This window comes from Pseudomonas sp. TMW22089 (assembly GCF_022496645.1).
GTDB lineage: Bacteria > Pseudomonadota > Gammaproteobacteria > Pseudomonadales > Pseudomonadaceae > Aquipseudomonas > Aquipseudomonas paraversuta.
This window is the reverse complement of sequence record NZ_SCFG01000001.1, coordinates 110060-126999: the sequence shown is the minus strand read 5'-3', so window position 1 is coordinate 126999 and position 16940 is coordinate 110060. Positions and strand designations below refer to the sequence as shown.

Genomic DNA, 16940 nt, shown 5'->3' with positions numbered 1-16940 from the left:
GTCCCTAGCAAAGCCTGCCTAATTTATGACTATCGACTTATACGGATTCGGCCCGGCGCTTGCCGCTGGCGCGCTGATGACCGTCAAACTGGCACTCACTGCGTTGTGTCTGGGCCTGGTGCTCGGGTTGCTCGGTGCACTGGCCAAAACTTCGTCCTACAAACCATTGCGATGGCTGGGCGGCGCGTATTCGACTCTGGTGCGCGGCGTTCCGGAGCTGCTGTGGGTCTTGCTGATTTACTTCGGCAGCGTGAATGCCGTACGTGCCCTCGGCGAATTCATCGGCATGCCCGACCTCACCCTCAGTGCCTTCGCGGCGGGTGTGCTGGCTCTGGGACTGTGCTTTGGCGCTTACGCCACTGAGGTTTTCCGCGGTGCCATTCTGGCCATCCCCAAAGGCCACCGCGAAGCGGGCCTGGCGCTGGGCCTGTCGAGGCCGCGGATTTTCAGCAAGCTGGTGCTGCCGCAAATGTGGCGTATTGCCCTGCCCGGCCTGGGCAACCTGTTCATGATCCTGATGAAAGACACCGCGCTGGTATCGGTCATCGGTCTGGAAGAAATCATGCGTCAGGCACAGAACGCCGTGACCTTCGCCAAACACCCGTTCACCTTCTACATGGTGGCTGCCGTGATGTACCTGGGCCTGACCGTGCTGGCCATGGGTACCATGCATGTGCTTGAAAAACGCGCGGCGCGCGGCTTTGTGAGGAGAACGTAATGCTCCTGGAACTCTTCATCAAGTGGCTGCCCAAGCTGATTCAGGGCGCAACCCTGACACTGGAGCTGACTGCCCTTTCGGTCATCGCCGGTCTGATTGTCGCCATTCCACTGGGTATCGCCCGCTCATCCAGCCTGTGGTACGTGCGTTCGCTGCCCTATGCCTACATCTTTTTCTTCCGTGGCACGCCGCTGCTGATCCAGCTGTTTCTGGTCTATTACGGCCTGTCGCAGTTCGATGTAGTGCGTGAAAGCGTGTTGTGGCCGTACCTGCGCAGCCCGTTCTGGTGTGCGGTGATCACCATGACCCTGCACACCGCGGCGTACATCGCCGAGATCCTGCGCGGTGCAATCCAGGCAATCCCGCCGGGTGAAATCGAAGCCGCACGCGCCCTGGGCATGTCGCGCTTCAAGACCCTGGTGCATATCGTGCTGCCCCGTGCTGCACGTATCGGCCTGCCGGCCTACAGCAACGAAGTGATCCTGATGCTCAAGGCCAGCTCGCTGGCGAGTACCGTGACCCTGCTGGAACTGACCGGCATGACCCGCACCATCATTTCCCGCACCTACCAGACGGTGGACATGTTCCTGATAGCCGGTGTCATCTATCTGGTGATGTCGTTTGTGCTGATTCAGGGCTTCAAATTGCTGGAGCGCTGGTTGCGCGTCGATGCCTGCCAGGGGCGTTAATCACAAGGGCGAGCCCCTGCTCGCCCGCTTCGAGGCACTGGACAGGTTTTTGCGCGACCACCAGCACCTGTGGCGCCCACGGCCATTCACCGAACTGAATATGCCGTGGGAAGCGCAACATCCCGAATTGGCCCGGTGGCTGCGCGGGCGCTCCCTGCAAGACGCCGAAGCCAGTCACAACCAGCCCCAATACCTGTCTGCCCCCGCGCCGTTCCCGCAACTGGCCGCCACCTCCCTCGCCCTCGGCAGCGTCGAGCGCCTGCCCGGGCAAGCCCTGGCACCGGCCCCCCAGCGCTTGCAAGTGGACGTCCCGGGCCGCAAATGGCAGCAAATAGAAGCCTTCGCCCAAAGCCTTGACTTCAGGCAGGCCCCCGTTCACTGGCTGGACTGGTGCGCGGGCAAAGGCCATTTGGGACGCCGGTTGTTAACCGGTGAGCAGCAGCTGACGTGCCTGGAATACGACCCGGCCCTGGTCGACGCAGGTCAGGCGCTGAGCCAGCGTCACCACTTGCCGGCCCGGCACGTACAACAGGACGTCCTCGCCCCTGACGTCGAATTACACCTGCGGGCCGACATGACCCCCGTCGCCCTGCATGCCTGTGGTGATCTGCATGTGCGCCTGCTGCAACTGGCCAGCGCCGCGGGTTGTGCACAACTGGCGATCTCGCCCTGCTGCTACAACCGTATCAGCGCCACCCACTATCAGCCGTTATCCACAGCGGCCCGCACCTCGACCCTGCATCTGTCACTGCAGGACCTGAGCTTGCCGATGAGCGAAACCGTGACCGCCGGCAGCCGGGTGCGGCGCCAGCGCGATGAGTCAATGGCGCGACGCCTGAGCTTCGACCTGTGGCAACGCCAGCACCGTCAGTGCGACCAGTACTTATCCACACCCTCGCTGCCCGGAACCTGGCTCAATAAGCCTTTCGCTCAATACTGCCAAGACCTGGCGCAGCTGAAGAACTTATCCACAAACGGCGAAGAAGACTGGCCTGCACTTCAGGCAGCAGGCTGGAAACGGCTGGCACAGGTGCGCAATCTGGAGCTGGTACGCGGGCTGTTCCGCCGCCCGATGGAACTGTGGCTGGTGCTGGATCGGGCCTTGTACCTGAGTGAGCGCGGCTATGAGGTGCAGCTTGGGGAGTTCTGCGACAGCCACCTGACCCCGCGCAATCTGATGTTGCTGGCGCAGCGCTGTGGATAACTTGTGGGAGCCCCGCTCCCACAATGATTGGCTGCGGTTTACGATCCGCGATAGGTCGAGAACCCGTAAGGGCTCAGCAGCAACGGAATGTGATAGTGCTGATCCGCATTTTTCACTTCGAAAATCACCGGAATTTCCGGAAAGAAAGTATCCCGCCCCGCTTTTTTGAAGTACTCGCCGGTTTTGAAAACCACCCGGTACTGACCCGCTTCCATTGCCTGTTTCTCCGGGAACAACTCGCCGATGCGCCCCTGTTCGTTGGTCACACCCTGTGCCAGCGGCTGCCAGTTCTGGCCAACGTGTTTTTCCAGGGTTACGTTAACCCCTGGCGAAGGCAGGCCGTTTTCAAGGTTGAGCACATGCACGCTCAAAGGGTTGCCCGCCGCCAGTGCCAGGCTCGATATTGCACTCAGGCTCAAGGCCGTCAAAGTGATTCGCAAAGCTTTCATCGGTCTTCCTCAATGGTTAAAAAACACTCAACTCAGCGTTGAATCGTCAGGCCAATCTGTTCGGCGGCCTTGATTGCGCAGGCCTCGTCCTGCTCCGCACCACCGGCCCCCGCCACACCCAGCGCGCCCACCAGCTCACCGTCTGCAAACAGCGGCACACCACCGCCCAGCAGCAACAATTCAGCAATGGAGTTGAGGTTCGCAGCTTCGGGATTGCTGCGCGCACGCTCGGCAAACAGACGGGTCGGGGTTTTGCTCGACAGCGCGGTAAAGGCTTTACGCTGGCTGGCCAGCAGGTTGTGCGGGCCTACCGCCTCGGGGCGCATGGCCGTCAGTACGTTGCCACCGCGATCCAGCACGCTCAGCGCACCGGAGCAGTGCTGGAGCGTGGCATCGGCCAGCTGGCGGGCGGTGGCCAGGTCCAGATCAGCATGACGCGCCAGGTTTGGCGCAGCCTGGGCCGCACCGGCAACGCCCACCGCAGTCCATAACAGCAAAGTTTTCAGCATCATCGGCAAGCTCCTTAACGAGTGCCGACACCTTAGCCAGAGAGCTCCGTCAAAACCCCGTCAGTTGCATTACAAGTTTGTAATAGGCAATGCCACAGAAGACGCCTAGCCTGTGCAGACGATTGATCGAGGTGTGCGATGCGTTTGTTACTGGTTGAAGATGAAGCCAAGACGGCCGATTTCCTGGCCAAAGGCCTGGGCGAGTCAGGCTTTGCGGTAGATGTGGCGCTGAACGGGCTGGACGGACGCTACTTTGTTGAGCAGCAGGAATACGACCTGATCATCCTGGACGTGATGCTGCCGGGGCTCAACGGCTGGCAACTGCTGCAGTTGATTCGTCAGCGTGGCGCCACCCCGGTACTGTTCCTGACCGCCAAGGACGCCATCGAAGACCGGGTTCGCGGCCTGGAACTGGGGGCCGACGATTACTTGCTCAAACCCTTCGCCTTTGCCGAATTACTGGCCCGGGTGCGCACCCTGCTGCGTCGCGGGCCGTTGCGCGAGGCCGAGTCTTACACCATTGCCGACCTCGAAATCGATGTGCTGCGCCGGCGCGTCAGTCGTGGCGGTCAACGCATCAGCCTGACCAACAAGGAGTTCGCATTGCTGCACCTGCTGGCCAGCCGCCAGGGTGAAGTGTTATCGCGCACCTTGATCGCCTCCCAGGTCTGGAACCTCAACTTCGACAGTGACACCAACATGGTTGAAGTCGCCGTACGCCGCCTGCGCTCCAAGGTCGACGATCCGTACATGCCAAAACTTATCCACACCGTACGCGGTGTCGGCTACCAGCTCGAAGCCCCGGATGAATAGATCCATCGCCTGGCGTCTGGCCCTGGCGATTGCCTTGACCTGCGCTCTGGTGCTGAGTGTGATCGGAGTGTTTCTGTATCGCTCGCTGGCCTCGGAACTGACCTTTCGCGACGATCAGGCACTGCTCGGTCGTCTCGAGCAGGTCCGGGCCCTGCTGCACGACAGCGACAGCCTCGAAGCCCTGCAGGAGCGTCCGCGCCTGTATCAAAACATGCTGGGCAATCTGGACAGTGTGTTGCTGGTCAAACGTAGCGATGGGGGTCGGGTCATCGCCATCAATCCGCATCAGCAAACTCTGCCCGAAATGACACCCATTGCTCAGGATTCGTCGCCGCTACGGTCTGACATCCAGACTGTGGATAACATCGCCTTGCTCACAGGGGTGGCACAAGGCCCGGGTGACGAGCGCTTGATTGTCACCGTCGGCAAACGTCTGCAAGAGCGTGAGCAAATGCTCGCCAGCTACCGGGGGCGTCTGTACATGGCGGTAGGCTTTGGCGCAGTACTCGCCTTCGGCCTTGGCTTGCTGCTGTTGCGACGCGGACTGGTGCCTCTGCGTGAACTGGCGCAGGCCATGCGCAACATCACCCCCCGCAGCCTCGATCAACGCATGCCCGCCGACAATGTTCCGGCAGAGCTGAAAGAGCCCGTACAGGCACTTAACGCAATGCTGGTTCGCCTCGAAGACAGCTTTGGCCGACTGTCACAGTTCTCTGCCGACCTGGCCCACGAAATTCGCACGCCACTGCACAACTTGCTGGGCAGTAACAGCCTGGCACTGAACCAGCCACGCAGCCCGGACGAGTATCAGGAACTGCTGGCGTCGAATATCGAAGAGTACGAACGGCTGAACCGCATGGTCGAAAACCTGATTTTCCTGGCCCGTGCCGATCACGGCCAACGGCCCCTGAAACTGCAAACCCTGGACTTGCAGACCGTGGGCGAGGAGTTGTGCGATTACTTTGAGGCCTTGGCAGAAGACCGTCAGTTACAGCTGAACAACTCACTGACAGGGGTGCTGAACGTCGACCAGCAGTTGCTGCAACGGGCCCTGGGTAACTTGCTGGCCAATGCCGTGCGCCATGCCGAAGCCGGGACAACCATCACCTTGCAACGCCGTGATGACGCCCAATATTGCTGGGTTGGCGTACATAACCAGGGCCCGCCCATCGACCCGCAACATCTGGACAGACTGTTCGACCGGTTTTACCGCGTCGATCCCTCCCGTGCAGAACCCGGTGACAGCGGCGGGCTGGGGCTGGCGATCGTGCGCTCGATCATGCTGTTGCATCACGGACAGGTGCGGGTACGCAGCGACGCTCAAGGAACGTTGTTTGAGCTGGGGTTCCCGGCGTTGCCCATGAGCGCTTGAAAGGTCAGCGCGTCGTTGATGGCGAAACCGCTGGCCGTGTTATCGAAAATGAACCAGTACTCGGTCGTAGACGCTGCGCCCATGAGCACCTGTTCTGCCAGCGCCCTGAGTCGGGCTACGCCATATTCACTGTGATAAATGCGCGGCGAGCCATGCAGGCGCCAATATTGCACCCCAGGCCACCCGCCCGTTTGAAAGCCCGTGCTTAATACCGCCGGATCAGCGGCAACCTGGCCGATATGCAATGTCTGTAACAGCTCATCGGCCGCCAGCCATGAGTCGTTACGCGGCTCCAGCACCAATGAACCTTTGTACCGAAGGCGCACCTCCTGGAAAAACGCCCGTGCAATCTGCGGTTCATACATCAACCCGGGCGGTAATTGCACCAACACACAGCCCAGGCGATCGCCCAACTGCGTGCATTGCGCAAAAAAACTGTCCAGCTCCTCTTCGCAGCTCTGCAAGCGCCGATCATGGGTGATCGATTTGGCTAATTTGACCGAGAATCGAAAGTCCGGCCCTACGCTGTCAGCCCACCGCTGGTAAGTCTGCGCACGGTGGGGCCGGTAAAATGAACTGTTGATTTCGGTGGCCGAAAAGCGCCCGGCGTAACGCTGCAAATGCGTACCGTCACTGGCAAAACGTGGCCAGTATTCACGGCCGATGCTCCATCCGGCGCAGCCCACGAAGACGCGGTTCAAAACAACACCGCAGCGGCATCGCGCATAAAGATTTCCACAGTCTTGGGCCCCACACCGTCGAATTCCAGCAAGCGACGTTCAAAGGTGTGGCGATCTTTACCGGTACTACAGAGGGCGGCGAATTTACCGTCATATTCATCGAGCAGTTTCCTGGCCAGGGCAGACAGACGGGTGGCGGTAGTTTCGTCGTAACGCACGTAATGTGCCTTACCGAGAATCGACACCAGTTCCCGATGGGAAAGCTGTGCCAGACGCCGGGCCGAGTCACAGCCGTGCTCTTCGACCAGAACCTGATAAGCCCTGGCGGCAATCGGTGCCTGTATTCGCTTGCCCATCAAAAAACTGGCAACGAACCATTTGAACAGGGCGGTCTCATCGCTGGCCTGCAACCTGATGCCCAGATCGTTGGCGGTGATCACTTCAGTCATGACGCGCTCCCTCATCAGCCCTGTGTAGATATGAAAAACACCAGGTGCGGAAGTTCGTTTTTTCGGGTCCGCTGACGCGCGCGTAAAAATAGTCAGTTATCAGGGGTTTACAACTAAAAACATCCGGGTATACTCGTCGCCCATAACGCCGGTATAGCTCAGTTGGTAGAGCAACTGACTTGTAATCAGTAGGTCCCGAGTTCGACTCTTGGTGCCGGCACCATACAAGGTTCCAAAGACAGCCAACACAGTCTTTGAAACCACCGAAAAACCCGCCTTCTGGCGGGTTTTTTCGTTTTGGGGTTCCGGGCCTGGTGCTTAAAGGATGCCCGTTAACTGCTAGCTATTGTGCAGATGCTTTTTCAGGAACGACCGGGTTCGCTCCTGAACCGGGTTTTGCAGGATCTCGCCCGGCGCCCCTTCCTCGACCACAACCCCGCCGTCCATAAAGATAATCCGGTCTGCAACTTCGCCTGCAAAACGCATTTCATGGGTGACGATCAACATGGTCATGTTCTCCGCGGCGAGCTGCTTCATGACCAGGTTGACCTCTTCGACCAGCTCGGGGTCCAGCGCCGATGTGGCCTCATCGAACAACATGACTTTGGGCTGCATTGCCAGTGCCCTTGCGATGGCAACCCGCTGTTTCTGTCCGCCAGAGAGGCGGGAGGGATATTCATCAAATTTGTCGGCCAGTCCGACTTTTGCCAAATATTCCAGCGCCAGTTCACGCGCGGCTTTTTTCGTCAGCCCCTTGAGCTTTAGCGGGCCCAGCGCAATGTTTTCATATACGGTCAAATGCGGAAATAAATTGAAGTGCTGGAAGACCATGCCCATTTGCTGACGCACGGCATTTATATGCTGTTCATAGGCACGGCCTTTCAATGGCCGGTTAACTTGTTCTCCATCTAACCAGACCTCGCCATCATTCAGCACTTCCAGGTGATTGATGGAGCGCAGCAGTGTGCTTTTGCCAGATCCACTGGGGCCGATGATGGCGATGATTTGCCCGCGAGCGACACAAAGATCTATGCCCTTGAGTACTTCTAGTGCTCCATATGCCTTACGGGCACCCTTGACCTCAACCATATATGTATTATTGATCATCGTGACATCTCTACTTTCTTTTCGAGAAGATGCAGGCCGGCTTCGAGAACAAGATTGGCCGCGTAATAGATAACCGCAACAGTCAGATAAAACTCGAACGGGCTATAAGTTTCGCTGACTGCCAGTTGCGCGCTGTATACCAGCTCTGCAATCCCGATCATTGACACCAGTGAAGTGTCCTTTAACAGGACAATCAGATTATTTCCCAGCGGCGCAAGGGTCCTGCGCAGTGCTTGCGGCACTATGACGTAACACTGGGTCTGTCCACGGCTGAGACCGATAGAACGGGCACCTTCAATCTGACCGGGGTCAACCGAGACCACGCCGGCACGTATCACGTCGGCATTGTAGACAGCGAAGTGCAGGCTAAGGCCAATGATCCCGGCCACCGGTGCAGGAATATCGATGCCCACTTGCACCAGACCATAATAAATCACGTACAACTGCAAAAGCAGTGGCGTGCCCATGAGCAGCCACGTCATAAATCGCACGGGCAATGCCACAACTTTGGGGGCATAAAGAACGATCAGGGCAAAGGCGATCCCGGCCAGCAGACTTACTACGCTGGACGTTACAAACATTATTAGCGTCCACCACAGCCCCATCGCCAGCATCTCGGAATAGGGTGTAACGATACTCAGATCCAGGCTTTGCATATGAATGCTCTCACCTTGCCGCGAAGCGATTGTCGAGATAATCCACAATAAATCTGACCGAGTAGACCATCACAATATAAAGCAGTGCCGAGACCATAAAGATTTCGAATGGCTTGTAGGTTGAACTGATAAAGCGTTGCGCCGTATATGAAAGTTCAACCACAGAGATCGTCGACACCAGTGCAGACCCTTTAATCAGTGCGACAGCGTTAACCCCCAGCGGCCGGATCATTAACTTTGCAGCTTGTGGCAGGGTGATGAACCATAAAGTCTGGCTGCGCCCGAAACCAATTGAACGTGCAGCCTCTTCCTGGCCAGGGTCCACGTTGGAGATGGCGCCACGAATGGATTCCGCCATATAAGCGGCGATGTTCAGGCCCAAACCTATGACACCTGCGGCAAACGGCTCCAGTTCAATTCCGATCTGCGGGCCGCCGAAGTAGATGATGAACAGCTGAACCAGGCAGGGGGTGCCACGAAAAACACTGATGTAGAGCCTTGCAAGCCAGCGAAATATGAGGACTGTGGATAACCGCGCAGCCACCAGCACGATGGCCACCAGAAAACCAAGCAACAGTGCGAGCACTGAGATTTGCACCGTAATCCAGGCCGCCTCCAGGAAAAACGGAAATGTGCGCTGTATGAGAGTCAAATCCATGGGCACGCTCAGAAAAGTCAGATGACTGGCCCGACGACAAGTCGGGCCAGGCTAACGCCGAATCAGCGGATATCTTTGCCAATCCACTGCATCGAGATCTTTTCGTAAGTACCATCGGCGAGCATGTCTGCAAGCGCGCCCTGCAGCGCCGCCTTGAGCTCGGGGTTATTTTTGCGCAGTGCAATGCCCATGCCTTCAATCCCGCCATCGCTCTGCGGTGGCGTAATGATGCGCACCTTCTGCCCGGTTTCCTTGACTGCGACCAGCACCGGAACGCTGTCCATCACTATCGCATCGATACGCCCGGCATCCAGATCGACCAGCATTTCGGGCAGACCTTTATAGGCTCGCACCTTCAGGTTGCCGCGCGCCCTGGCCCATTTATCGTGGGCATCCCCGAGCGTGACGCCAACCACCACATCTTTAAGGTCATCAAGGCTTGTGATCGAAGAGTCGTCCTTCACCACGATCGTGCGGCCCGCATGGTAATAGGGCCCCACGAAATCCACGGCCCTCTGGCGTTCCGGGGTAATGGTCATGGAGGCGATAATGGCGTCATATTTTTTCGCCAGCAGACCGGCAATTATCCCGTCGAACGGCGTGGTAATAATCTTCACCTTTACCCCCAGGCGCTCGGCCAGGGCCTCGCTGATGGAGGCATCGAAGCCGACAATCTGGTTCTGCTCGTTGGCAAAGCTGAAGGGAGAGTATTGGCCGCTCATCGCGATACGGATTTCTTTGGAGTCCTGGACCGACGCCAAATCATCGGCCTGAACAGCTGACGTGCAAAACAGGGCCGCAGCCGCAACTGTGGACGCGGCAATCAATTGCTTGAGCTTTGTAGTTAGCATTGGAGGCACCTTGGAAGAATTGTTTTTTATTTTTCTTGGGATTACTCACCCAGCCTTCACCAAAGCTTTGCATAGGTCATTGCGCAAAGCACCCTGCAAGGTGTCAGCCTGACTGACACATTGCCGGAGTTGGCCGACACAATGTCGGCCGAGGATTTACTCAAGTGCAGCCTTAAAGCTTTCGTCCAGAACCTCAAGCAGGAAATCAGCATTGGTCTGACTGAAAATCATCGCCGGGCGCATTTTCAGAACATTGTCATGGGGGCCTTCCGTACCTATCAAAATGCCTCGCTCCCGGGCACCATCGGCGACTTTCCTGGCCAGCGCGGTGGCGGGAACCCTGGTTTTTCGATCCGTGACCAGTTCGATGCCGAGGAACAGCCCCTGGCCGCGCACATCGCCTATGGCCTCGTAGCGTAGCTGCAGCTTGCGAAAGCCATCGAGCAGATAGTTACCCATGGTCAGTGCGTTGAGCTTCAAGTTATCGCGCTCGATCACATCCAGCACCGAGAGCCCTATGGCGCATGAAACCGGGCTGCCGGCAAAGGTATTGAAGTACTCCATGCCGTTGTTGAAGCTGTCGGCAATTTCACGGGTGGTCACCACCGCCGACATGGGATGCCCGTTGCCAATGGGTTTGCCCATGGAGACTGCATCGGGAACCACACCCTGGGTTTCAAACGCCCACCAGTGGCTGCCGACCCGACCAAAGCCGACCTGGACTTCGTCAGCCAGGCACAGACCGCCCTCTGCACGCACCATGGCATAGACTTCTTTGAGGTAGTTTTCCGGGAAGAACAGTTGCCCGGCGACGCTGGGAATGGACTCCGCCAAAAAGAACGCCGGGGCTCTGCCCTGCTTGCGCATGATCTCGATCTGGTCCGCCACGCTTTCAGCGAAACGTTTGCCCAGCTCCTCGAACGGCCAGTCAGCCGCAGCACGGTAAGCATCCGGTACAACCGCCTCAAACACATGCTCTGCACGGCCCTTGCCGGCTTTGCGCTTGTACTTGTAAGGGCTGAGGTCGATCAGTTCCTGGGTCGTGCCGTGGTAAGCCCAGTCCAGCACAATCGCGTCGTTGCGACCCGTGTGATTGCGCGCCATACGGAGCATCAGGCTGTTGGCTTCACTGCCTGAACAACCGAAGGAAGCAACCGCCAGACCTGCGGGTAACGTGGCGGTGAGCCGCTCTGCATACTCCACAATATTGTCGTGCAGGTAACGGGTGTTGGTATTGAGCCGGGCGGCTTGTTGCGACAGCGCTTGCACCACATCCGGATGGGAATGGCCGAGATGGCAGACGTTATTGAAGCAATCCAGGTAGGCCCTGCCGAAGTTGTCTATCAACCAGACCCCGTCCCCGCGTACGAACTTGATCGGATCTGAATACGAAATCGACAAGTTAGGCAGCAACAGCTCTTTACGCTTCGCCACAATCTCGGCCTTGCTGCGCCCGTCCTGGCTGTAGGTTTCCGGAGGAATGCCGGCGAGCGCCGACGGGTCGGGGAACACGTCAGCCCAGACCTCAAGATAAGCCCGCTCACCTACGCCGATGAACTCGCTGGCTTGCAACCCGGTGTCAGTGGACATCTGAAAATGCACATGGGGGATCCAGCCACCATTTTCCGCATCCGTGCCCATATACCCCACAAGCGCACCCGCCTCCAGGCGATCACCGGGTTTGAGCCGCGCCAGCGCTTCATGGGCCATGTGCCCCCACAGCGTCAGGAATGGCGGACAGGCTTCTGGCGAATGCTCGAGCATGATCAAACCACCGTAGCCCAGCGGATCGCCCTCGACTTCGACGCTGCGCACCACCCCGGCAACAGGGGTATACAGAGGCGTCCCCGCGGGCATGAGCAAGTCGACACCAACGTGAATGATCCGTCGCTGCCCTTCAATGAACCGCGATTCGAACGCCGTATCGGTATAGATGGTTCTGGCCTCGCCCCATGGCCCGATGCCCAGCGGCACCTTATGCCCGGCAGAAAATTCATTCCACCACCTGGCGGCCTCTGCAGGACGCTGCTCGGCGGAAGCGATGGTCATCACGTGGGATGCATCTGCAAACGGCGCAATGGCCTTGTTCATGGTCGCCGCAGACGGATGCACGATATCCGCGAAGGATTTGCTGTTTTCGCCCATCCAGCGGCGAACCGCACCGGCGCCCTCGATCGCATCAAACCCGCAGGCTTTGCGCAGGATCGCCGTCGCCAGGCGCGGGTTCATCCGGTCCATTCGCTCCAGAAGGCGCCAGGCCGGCGCTTCGCTGATGGCCAGGTAGGGATTGTCCTCGGTCTGGCCGCAGCGCAAAGCCGACAAGGTGACGCTTGTCACCAGGCGCATGGCAATCAGATTGAAGAGAACATCAAGCTCTTGCGGTTGCAGCGGGTACTTCTCATGGAAACCGGCAGTCAGGACAGCTGCTGCGCCGACCGGATCTTCCATGTCGAGAATGGAATACGCGCAGGTGATGGCGACTTCGGCAATCAGAATGGTATGGACCGCATCGCCAAAGTCGATGATGCCTGAGACCTTCTGCGGATTCCGCGGATCGACCAGGATGTTCCAGTCATTACCGTCGTTGTGAATGACCTGGGTGCGCAGACGCGCAAGCCGGGGTTGCACGGAGTGTTCAAAACGATCGATGAAGCGTTCCAGAATGGCTCTTCTGGCAGGGTCCTTGATGAAGTGCAGGCGTGAACGCGAACGTGCGGCGTGACGCAGATCCCAGTCCAGATCCCGTACCGCGCCGGGATGGATGAAGCCTTGAAGGGCCCGGTCTATATCACCGAACGATTGGCCCAGGCTGCGCATCAATTCGAACGTGCGCGGAACCTCGGCCAGGGGCGTGCCGTGCAACCAGCTAACCATGCGCACTGCATGGGTTTCACCGGAGGGCGCCACTACAGAGGCCAGAAAGTCACCTGTCAGGCTTTTCTTGAGTGAAGGCACGGTGAGTTCAGGGCTGTAGCTGGCGAGGTGGCTGAGAATGGCGGCCTGAAACTCGCTTTCGACTCGCGGTTCAGTCGAGTTGACCACTTTCAGAATCCATCCCGCACCGGTTCCTGTCTGCAACCGGTAGTTGCGGTCGCGCTCGCCATCCAGAGGCGCAGCCGTACCTGTAACGTTGAAAAGCTGCTCGCCGAGCTTTTCGGCATCAGCCATCGAGAACCGGGGGGCGGGATGGGAAAGATTAGTCATGGTAATTGTTTTCCAGGCCATTTTTTTCAGATAGCTTGGCATGCGAAACCTTGCAGGACAGTAGGTATGCGGTCGGCTTTGGCCTGCATATTGCCGGAATCAACCGGCACAAATTCGGTAGCAGAATCGGGGAGTTCCAATGCGCGAGCTGGACACGAAAGATCGCGAAATACTCGAAATTCTTTCTAAAGAGGCTCGAATTGCCCTGAAGGCCCTGGCAGCGAGAATCGGTCTTTCAAGAAGTGCTACCAGCGAGCGGGTCATCAACCTTGAACGCAACGGGGTGATCAGAGGCTACCGGGCCGATATCGGCGAAATCGATGCCAACGTGATTCGCGCAATCCTCCTGGTGTGCCTCAAGCGCACGCCTGCAATGGGCCTGCTTGACCTGCTTGCACAAAACTCCCAGGTGCGACGCATCTCATCGGTCAGCGGTCAGCTCGACCTGGTGATTGAGGTCGAGTCACGCACCATTGATGATCTGAACCGGGTACGGGATGCAGTCGCCAGCCATGAATCCGTTGAAGACATCACCACCGCCGTGGTGCTTCGCCGCGATATTGACCGGCAGTCCTGAGGCGTCAGCGACTCCAGATTCAAACCGTTATCCGGGGTCTCATAGATGACCCCACGTCATCTGTCCCTTGAGGATCCATCCTTTGTCAGCCCCCTGAGATGTAACTTCTAATTGCTGGAAGCAAAGTGACTCCGATCACTGATTTCAACAATAAAAGCGCTTCCAGGAGATTCCATGCACAGTGCTACCACTCTATTGCTGGTGTTGTTTTGTGCCATTGCTCTGATTGTTTTTCTGATCGTCAAAGTCCGCGTCCACGCCTTTCTGGCCCTGACTGCCGCCAGCTTTGTGGTGGGTATTGGTTCAGGCATGCCGCTGACGCAACTGACTGCTTCCTATGAAAAAGGTGTCGGCGGCACGCTCGGGTTTCTGGCAACCATCATTGGTCTGGGCGGGATTCTCGGCAAGATGCTGGAAGAGTCAGGCGGCGCCGAGCGCATCGCTCAGACACTGCTCAAGGCGCTGGGTAAGGAGCGCGCCTCCTGGGCCATGATGCTCGTAGGATTCATAGCCGGCATCCCGGTGTTCTTTGAAGTGGGTTTTGTTCTGTTGATTCCGTTGATCTATGTGGTCGCGAAAGAAACCAGAATCAATCTTTTGTACCTGGGCGTGCCCCTGGCCGTGTCGCTGATGGCCGTGCATTGCATGTTGCCGCCCCACCCGGCCGCGATGGCAATTACCGGGTTGCTGGGTGCCGATGTCGGCAAAGTGATCATCTATGGCCTGATTGTCGCCCTGCCGACCGCCATGATCGCCGGACCGCTGTGGGTCAAGCTGGTCTGCAAGCGCGATGCGCCGGACTCTCAGGAAGCGTTTTTGAACGAGCATTGCGATGACAGCAAAACCCGGGAGCTGCCAGGCCTTGGCCTGACCCTGCTGACCATTATGTTGCCCCTGCTGCTGATGGTGGGGAAAACCTTCGCTGCCGGGCTGCCCCACGACTCCATGGCATTCAGCGTTATTTCATTTCTGGGCACTCCCCTGATCGCCCTGTCCATTGCCGTGGTGTTTGCCTATTGGTCGCTGGGCTTGCGCCGCGGGCTGAGCATGGCTGAGCTGCTGGCTCACACTCAGAAGAGCTTCCCGCCTCTGGCCAGCATTCTGCTGATCATCGGTGCCGGCGGGGCCTTCAACGGCATTCTGGTGGACAGCGGCGTGGGTGACGCACTGTCCGCCACCCTGACCCAATTGAATATGAACCCCATCGTTCTGGCATGGCTGGTGGCCGGCCTGATGCACTTCGCCGTCGGTTCGGCAACGGTGGCCATGATCAGTGCGGCGGGCATGATCCTGCCCATGCTCGGTGCCCATCCCACGGTGAGCAAGGAAATCATCTGCGTAGCCATCGGCGCCGGTGCCATGGGCTGGACCCATGTCACGGACTCGGCCTTCTGGGTGGTCAAGGAGTACCTGGGGGTCTCGCTGACCGACGCACTGAAGATATTTACCACCGCCACGGTACTGGCCTCGTTGATCGCACTGGGCCTGACCCTGGTGCTGTCGCACTTTGTTTGATCCAACCCGTATTTTTCAGCCTTATTGTTTAAAGGGACCACGTCATGATTTTGGGAAAAACCCTTGAAAGCTGGTGTGCCAGCTACCCTCTGATTCGCGATCTGGTCGCGCTGCAAGAAACCACCTGGTTCAATCCCGGCGTGGCCCCGGTCGCCCAGGCCATTGGCGATGTGGGACTGACCGAAGCCGATGTCGCCGATGCCAGCGCCCGGCTCACGCGATTTGCTTCTTACCTGCGCCAGGCGTTCCCGGAAACGGCCAGCAGTGGCGGGATTATCGAGTCGGACATTGTGCCGGTGAGCCATCTGCAGCAACTGCTCGGCGAGCGCTACAACCAGGTATTGACGGGCTCGCTGTGGCTCAAGCGCGACAGCCATCTGCCCATCTCGGGTTCGATCAAGGCGCGCGGCGGGATCTATGAAGTGCTCAAGCATGCCGAAGATCTGGCACTGGCCGAGAATTTCCTGACCCTCGAAGACGACTACGCGGTGCTGCACAGCGACAAGGCCCGGGCGTTTTTCGGGCAGTACAAAATAGCCGTCGGCTCCACCGGAAACCTCGGCATGTCGATCGGGATCATGGGCGCAGCCCTGGGCTTCCAGGTCACCGTGCACATGTCGGCCGATGCCCGCCAATGGAAGAAAGACAAATTGCGCGCTCACGGCGTAACCGTCATCGAATACGCCAGCGATTACAGCGTGGCCGTGGCCCAGGGCCGTGAACAGGCAGAGGCCGACCCGGCCTGCCATTTCGTCGACGATGAAAACTCGGTCAATCTGTTTCTGGGTTACGCCGTCGCTGCCGAGCGTCTGAAGCAACAATTGGCAGCAGCGCAAATTACCGTAGATGCGCAACATCCGCTGTTTGTGTATTTGCCCTGTGGCGTGGGCGGCGCACCGGGTGGTGTGGCTTTCGGCCTGAAGCTGGCGTTCGGTGATGCCGTGCACTGCATCTTCGCCGAACCCACCCATTCACCCTGCATGATGCTGGGCGTCTATACCGGCCTGCACAATGAAGTCAGCGTGCAAGACTTCGGCATTGATAACGTAACCGCTGCAGACGGCCTGGCGGTTGGCCGCGCTTCCGGTTTTGTGGGCAAGGCCATGCAGCGCCTGCTTGATGGCTTTTACACCGTTAGCGATGAAGAAATGTACAGCCTGCTGGCACTGATGGAGCGCAGCGAAGGTCTGCGCCTTGAGCCCTCTGCGCTCGCCGGCGTACCCGGGATTGCCAGGGTGCAGGCCGATCAGCAGGGCTACCTGGCCCGCGCAGGCCTGGACGCCCATGCCATGGCCAACGCCACTCACCTGATCTGGGCTACGGGCGGCAACATGGTGCCTGGCGACGAGATGGACGCTTATCTGGGCAAGGGCCGTGAATTGCTCGCCAGGGGCTGATCCTGCCCGCTGACTCAAAGGCTGGACCGGATGTGGCAAAATGCACCCATTGCCACATCCGGCAAGCCTTACCGGTCTTTTGGCTTGAGGGG

At 58.5% G+C, this 16940-nt stretch carries 17 protein-coding genes and 1 tRNA gene; 9 read left to right on the top strand and 9 right to left on the bottom strand.

Annotated elements, in window-relative coordinates; translation table 11 throughout:
* Window positions 1–25 precede the first annotated feature (25 nt).
* From EQV90_RS00620 to EQV90_RS00610, 3 genes are read left to right on the top strand one after another with little or no spacing between them, the layout of a single operon-like run.
* On the top strand, window positions 26–718 hold the full coding sequence (locus EQV90_RS00620) for an ABC transporter permease (protein WP_003438519.1): 693 nt from the start codon (window positions 26–28) through the stop codon (window positions 716–718).
* Window positions 718–1407, top strand: coding sequence for an ABC transporter permease (locus tag EQV90_RS00615; RefSeq protein WP_003438518.1), 690 nt, complete (start codon window positions 718–720; stop codon window positions 1405–1407). The genes EQV90_RS00620 and EQV90_RS00615 overlap by 1 nt, the downstream gene beginning before the upstream one ends.
* On the top strand, window positions 1388–2611 hold the full coding sequence (locus tag EQV90_RS00610) for a methyltransferase (RefSeq protein WP_240877629.1): 1224 nt from the start codon (window positions 1388–1390) through the stop codon (window positions 2609–2611). The genes EQV90_RS00615 and EQV90_RS00610 overlap by 20 nt, the downstream gene beginning before the upstream one ends.
* 38 nt (window positions 2612–2649) lie before the next feature.
* Here the strand turns inward: EQV90_RS00610 and uraH are convergent, their stop codons facing one another.
* Window positions 2650–3060: a hydroxyisourate hydrolase gene (gene uraH / locus EQV90_RS00605; protein WP_003438508.1), complete on the bottom strand. Its 411-nt coding sequence runs from the start codon at window positions 3058–3060 to the stop codon at window positions 2650–2652.
* A gap of 32 nt (window positions 3061–3092) precedes the next feature.
* Window positions 3093–3572: a heme-binding protein gene (locus EQV90_RS00600; RefSeq protein ID WP_240877628.1), complete on the bottom strand. Its 480-nt coding sequence runs from the start codon at window positions 3570–3572 to the stop codon at window positions 3093–3095.
* A gap of 135 nt (window positions 3573–3707) precedes the next feature.
* Between EQV90_RS00600 and EQV90_RS00595 the strand changes: the two genes are divergently transcribed.
* Window positions 3708–4382 carry a heavy metal response regulator transcription factor gene (locus EQV90_RS00595; protein ID WP_010656843.1) on the top strand — a complete coding sequence of 225 codons (675 nt, stop codon included), beginning with the start codon at window positions 3708–3710 and terminating at the stop codon, window positions 4380–4382.
* Window positions 4375–5754, top strand: a complete 1380-nt coding sequence (locus tag EQV90_RS00590; protein WP_240877627.1) for a heavy metal sensor histidine kinase — start codon at window positions 4375–4377, stop codon at window positions 5752–5754. The genes EQV90_RS00595 and EQV90_RS00590 overlap by 8 nt, the downstream gene beginning before the upstream one ends.
* On the opposite strand, the gene EQV90_RS00585 is transcribed toward EQV90_RS00590, so the two are convergent.
* Both EQV90_RS00585 and EQV90_RS00580 read right to left on the bottom strand, forming a co-directional pair.
* Window positions 5703–6455 (bottom strand): DUF72 domain-containing protein, encoded by a 753-nt coding sequence (locus tag EQV90_RS00585; RefSeq protein WP_240877626.1) that lies wholly within the window; start codon window positions 6453–6455, stop codon window positions 5703–5705. The genes EQV90_RS00590 and EQV90_RS00585 overlap by 52 nt on opposite strands.
* Window positions 6452–6883 (bottom strand): DNA methylase, encoded by a 432-nt coding sequence (locus tag EQV90_RS00580; protein ID WP_127195679.1) that lies wholly within the window; start codon window positions 6881–6883, stop codon window positions 6452–6454. The genes EQV90_RS00585 and EQV90_RS00580 overlap by 4 nt, the downstream gene beginning before the upstream one ends.
* A 147-nt stretch (window positions 6884–7030) precedes the next feature.
* Here EQV90_RS00580 and EQV90_RS00575 point away from each other — a divergent pair.
* A tRNA-Thr gene (locus EQV90_RS00575) sits at window positions 7031–7106 on the top strand.
* A 116-nt stretch (window positions 7107–7222) separates the two neighbouring features.
* Here the strand turns inward: EQV90_RS00575 and EQV90_RS00570 are convergent.
* From EQV90_RS00570 to EQV90_RS00550, 5 genes are all read right to left on the bottom strand, one after another.
* Entirely contained in the window at window positions 7223–7990 is a 768-nt protein-coding gene (locus EQV90_RS00570; protein WP_003438455.1) for an amino acid ABC transporter ATP-binding protein, read from the bottom strand.
* Window positions 7987–8646 carry an amino acid ABC transporter permease gene (locus EQV90_RS00565; RefSeq protein ID WP_010656847.1) on the bottom strand — a complete coding sequence of 220 codons (660 nt, stop codon included), beginning with the start codon at window positions 8644–8646 and terminating at the stop codon, window positions 7987–7989. Before EQV90_RS00565 ends, EQV90_RS00570 begins: the two co-directional genes overlap by 4 nt.
* Before the next feature lie 10 nt (window positions 8647–8656).
* Entirely contained in the window at window positions 8657–9304 is a 648-nt protein-coding gene (locus EQV90_RS00560; protein WP_003438446.1) for an amino acid ABC transporter permease, read from the bottom strand.
* A gap of 62 nt (window positions 9305–9366) precedes the next feature.
* Entirely contained in the window at window positions 9367–10155 is a 789-nt protein-coding gene (locus EQV90_RS00555; protein ID WP_127195672.1) for an ABC transporter substrate-binding protein, read from the bottom strand.
* A 156-nt stretch (window positions 10156–10311) separates the two neighbouring features.
* Window positions 10312–13359: an aminotransferase class III-fold pyridoxal phosphate-dependent enzyme gene (locus tag EQV90_RS00550; protein WP_240877625.1), complete on the bottom strand. Its 3048-nt coding sequence runs from the start codon at window positions 13357–13359 to the stop codon at window positions 10312–10314.
* Window positions 13360–13498: 139 nt separating this feature from the next.
* Here EQV90_RS00550 and EQV90_RS00545 point away from each other — a divergent pair, with 139 nt between their 5' ends.
* The 3 genes from EQV90_RS00545 to dsdA all read left to right on the top strand — a co-directional run bounded on the left by EQV90_RS00545 (window position 13499) and on the right by dsdA (window position 16848).
* Window positions 13499–13936, top strand: coding sequence for an Lrp/AsnC family transcriptional regulator (locus EQV90_RS00545; RefSeq protein WP_003438435.1), 438 nt, complete (start codon window positions 13499–13501; stop codon window positions 13934–13936).
* 174 nt (window positions 13937–14110) lie between these two features.
* Window positions 14111–15451 carry a gluconate:H+ symporter gene (locus EQV90_RS00540; RefSeq protein ID WP_003438434.1) on the top strand — a complete coding sequence of 447 codons (1341 nt, stop codon included), beginning with the start codon at window positions 14111–14113 and terminating at the stop codon, window positions 15449–15451.
* A gap of 44 nt (window positions 15452–15495) precedes the next feature.
* Entirely contained in the window at window positions 15496–16848 is a 1353-nt protein-coding gene (gene dsdA, locus EQV90_RS00535) for a D-serine ammonia-lyase (protein ID WP_240877624.1), read from the top strand.
* Window positions 16849–16940 lie beyond the last annotated feature (92 nt).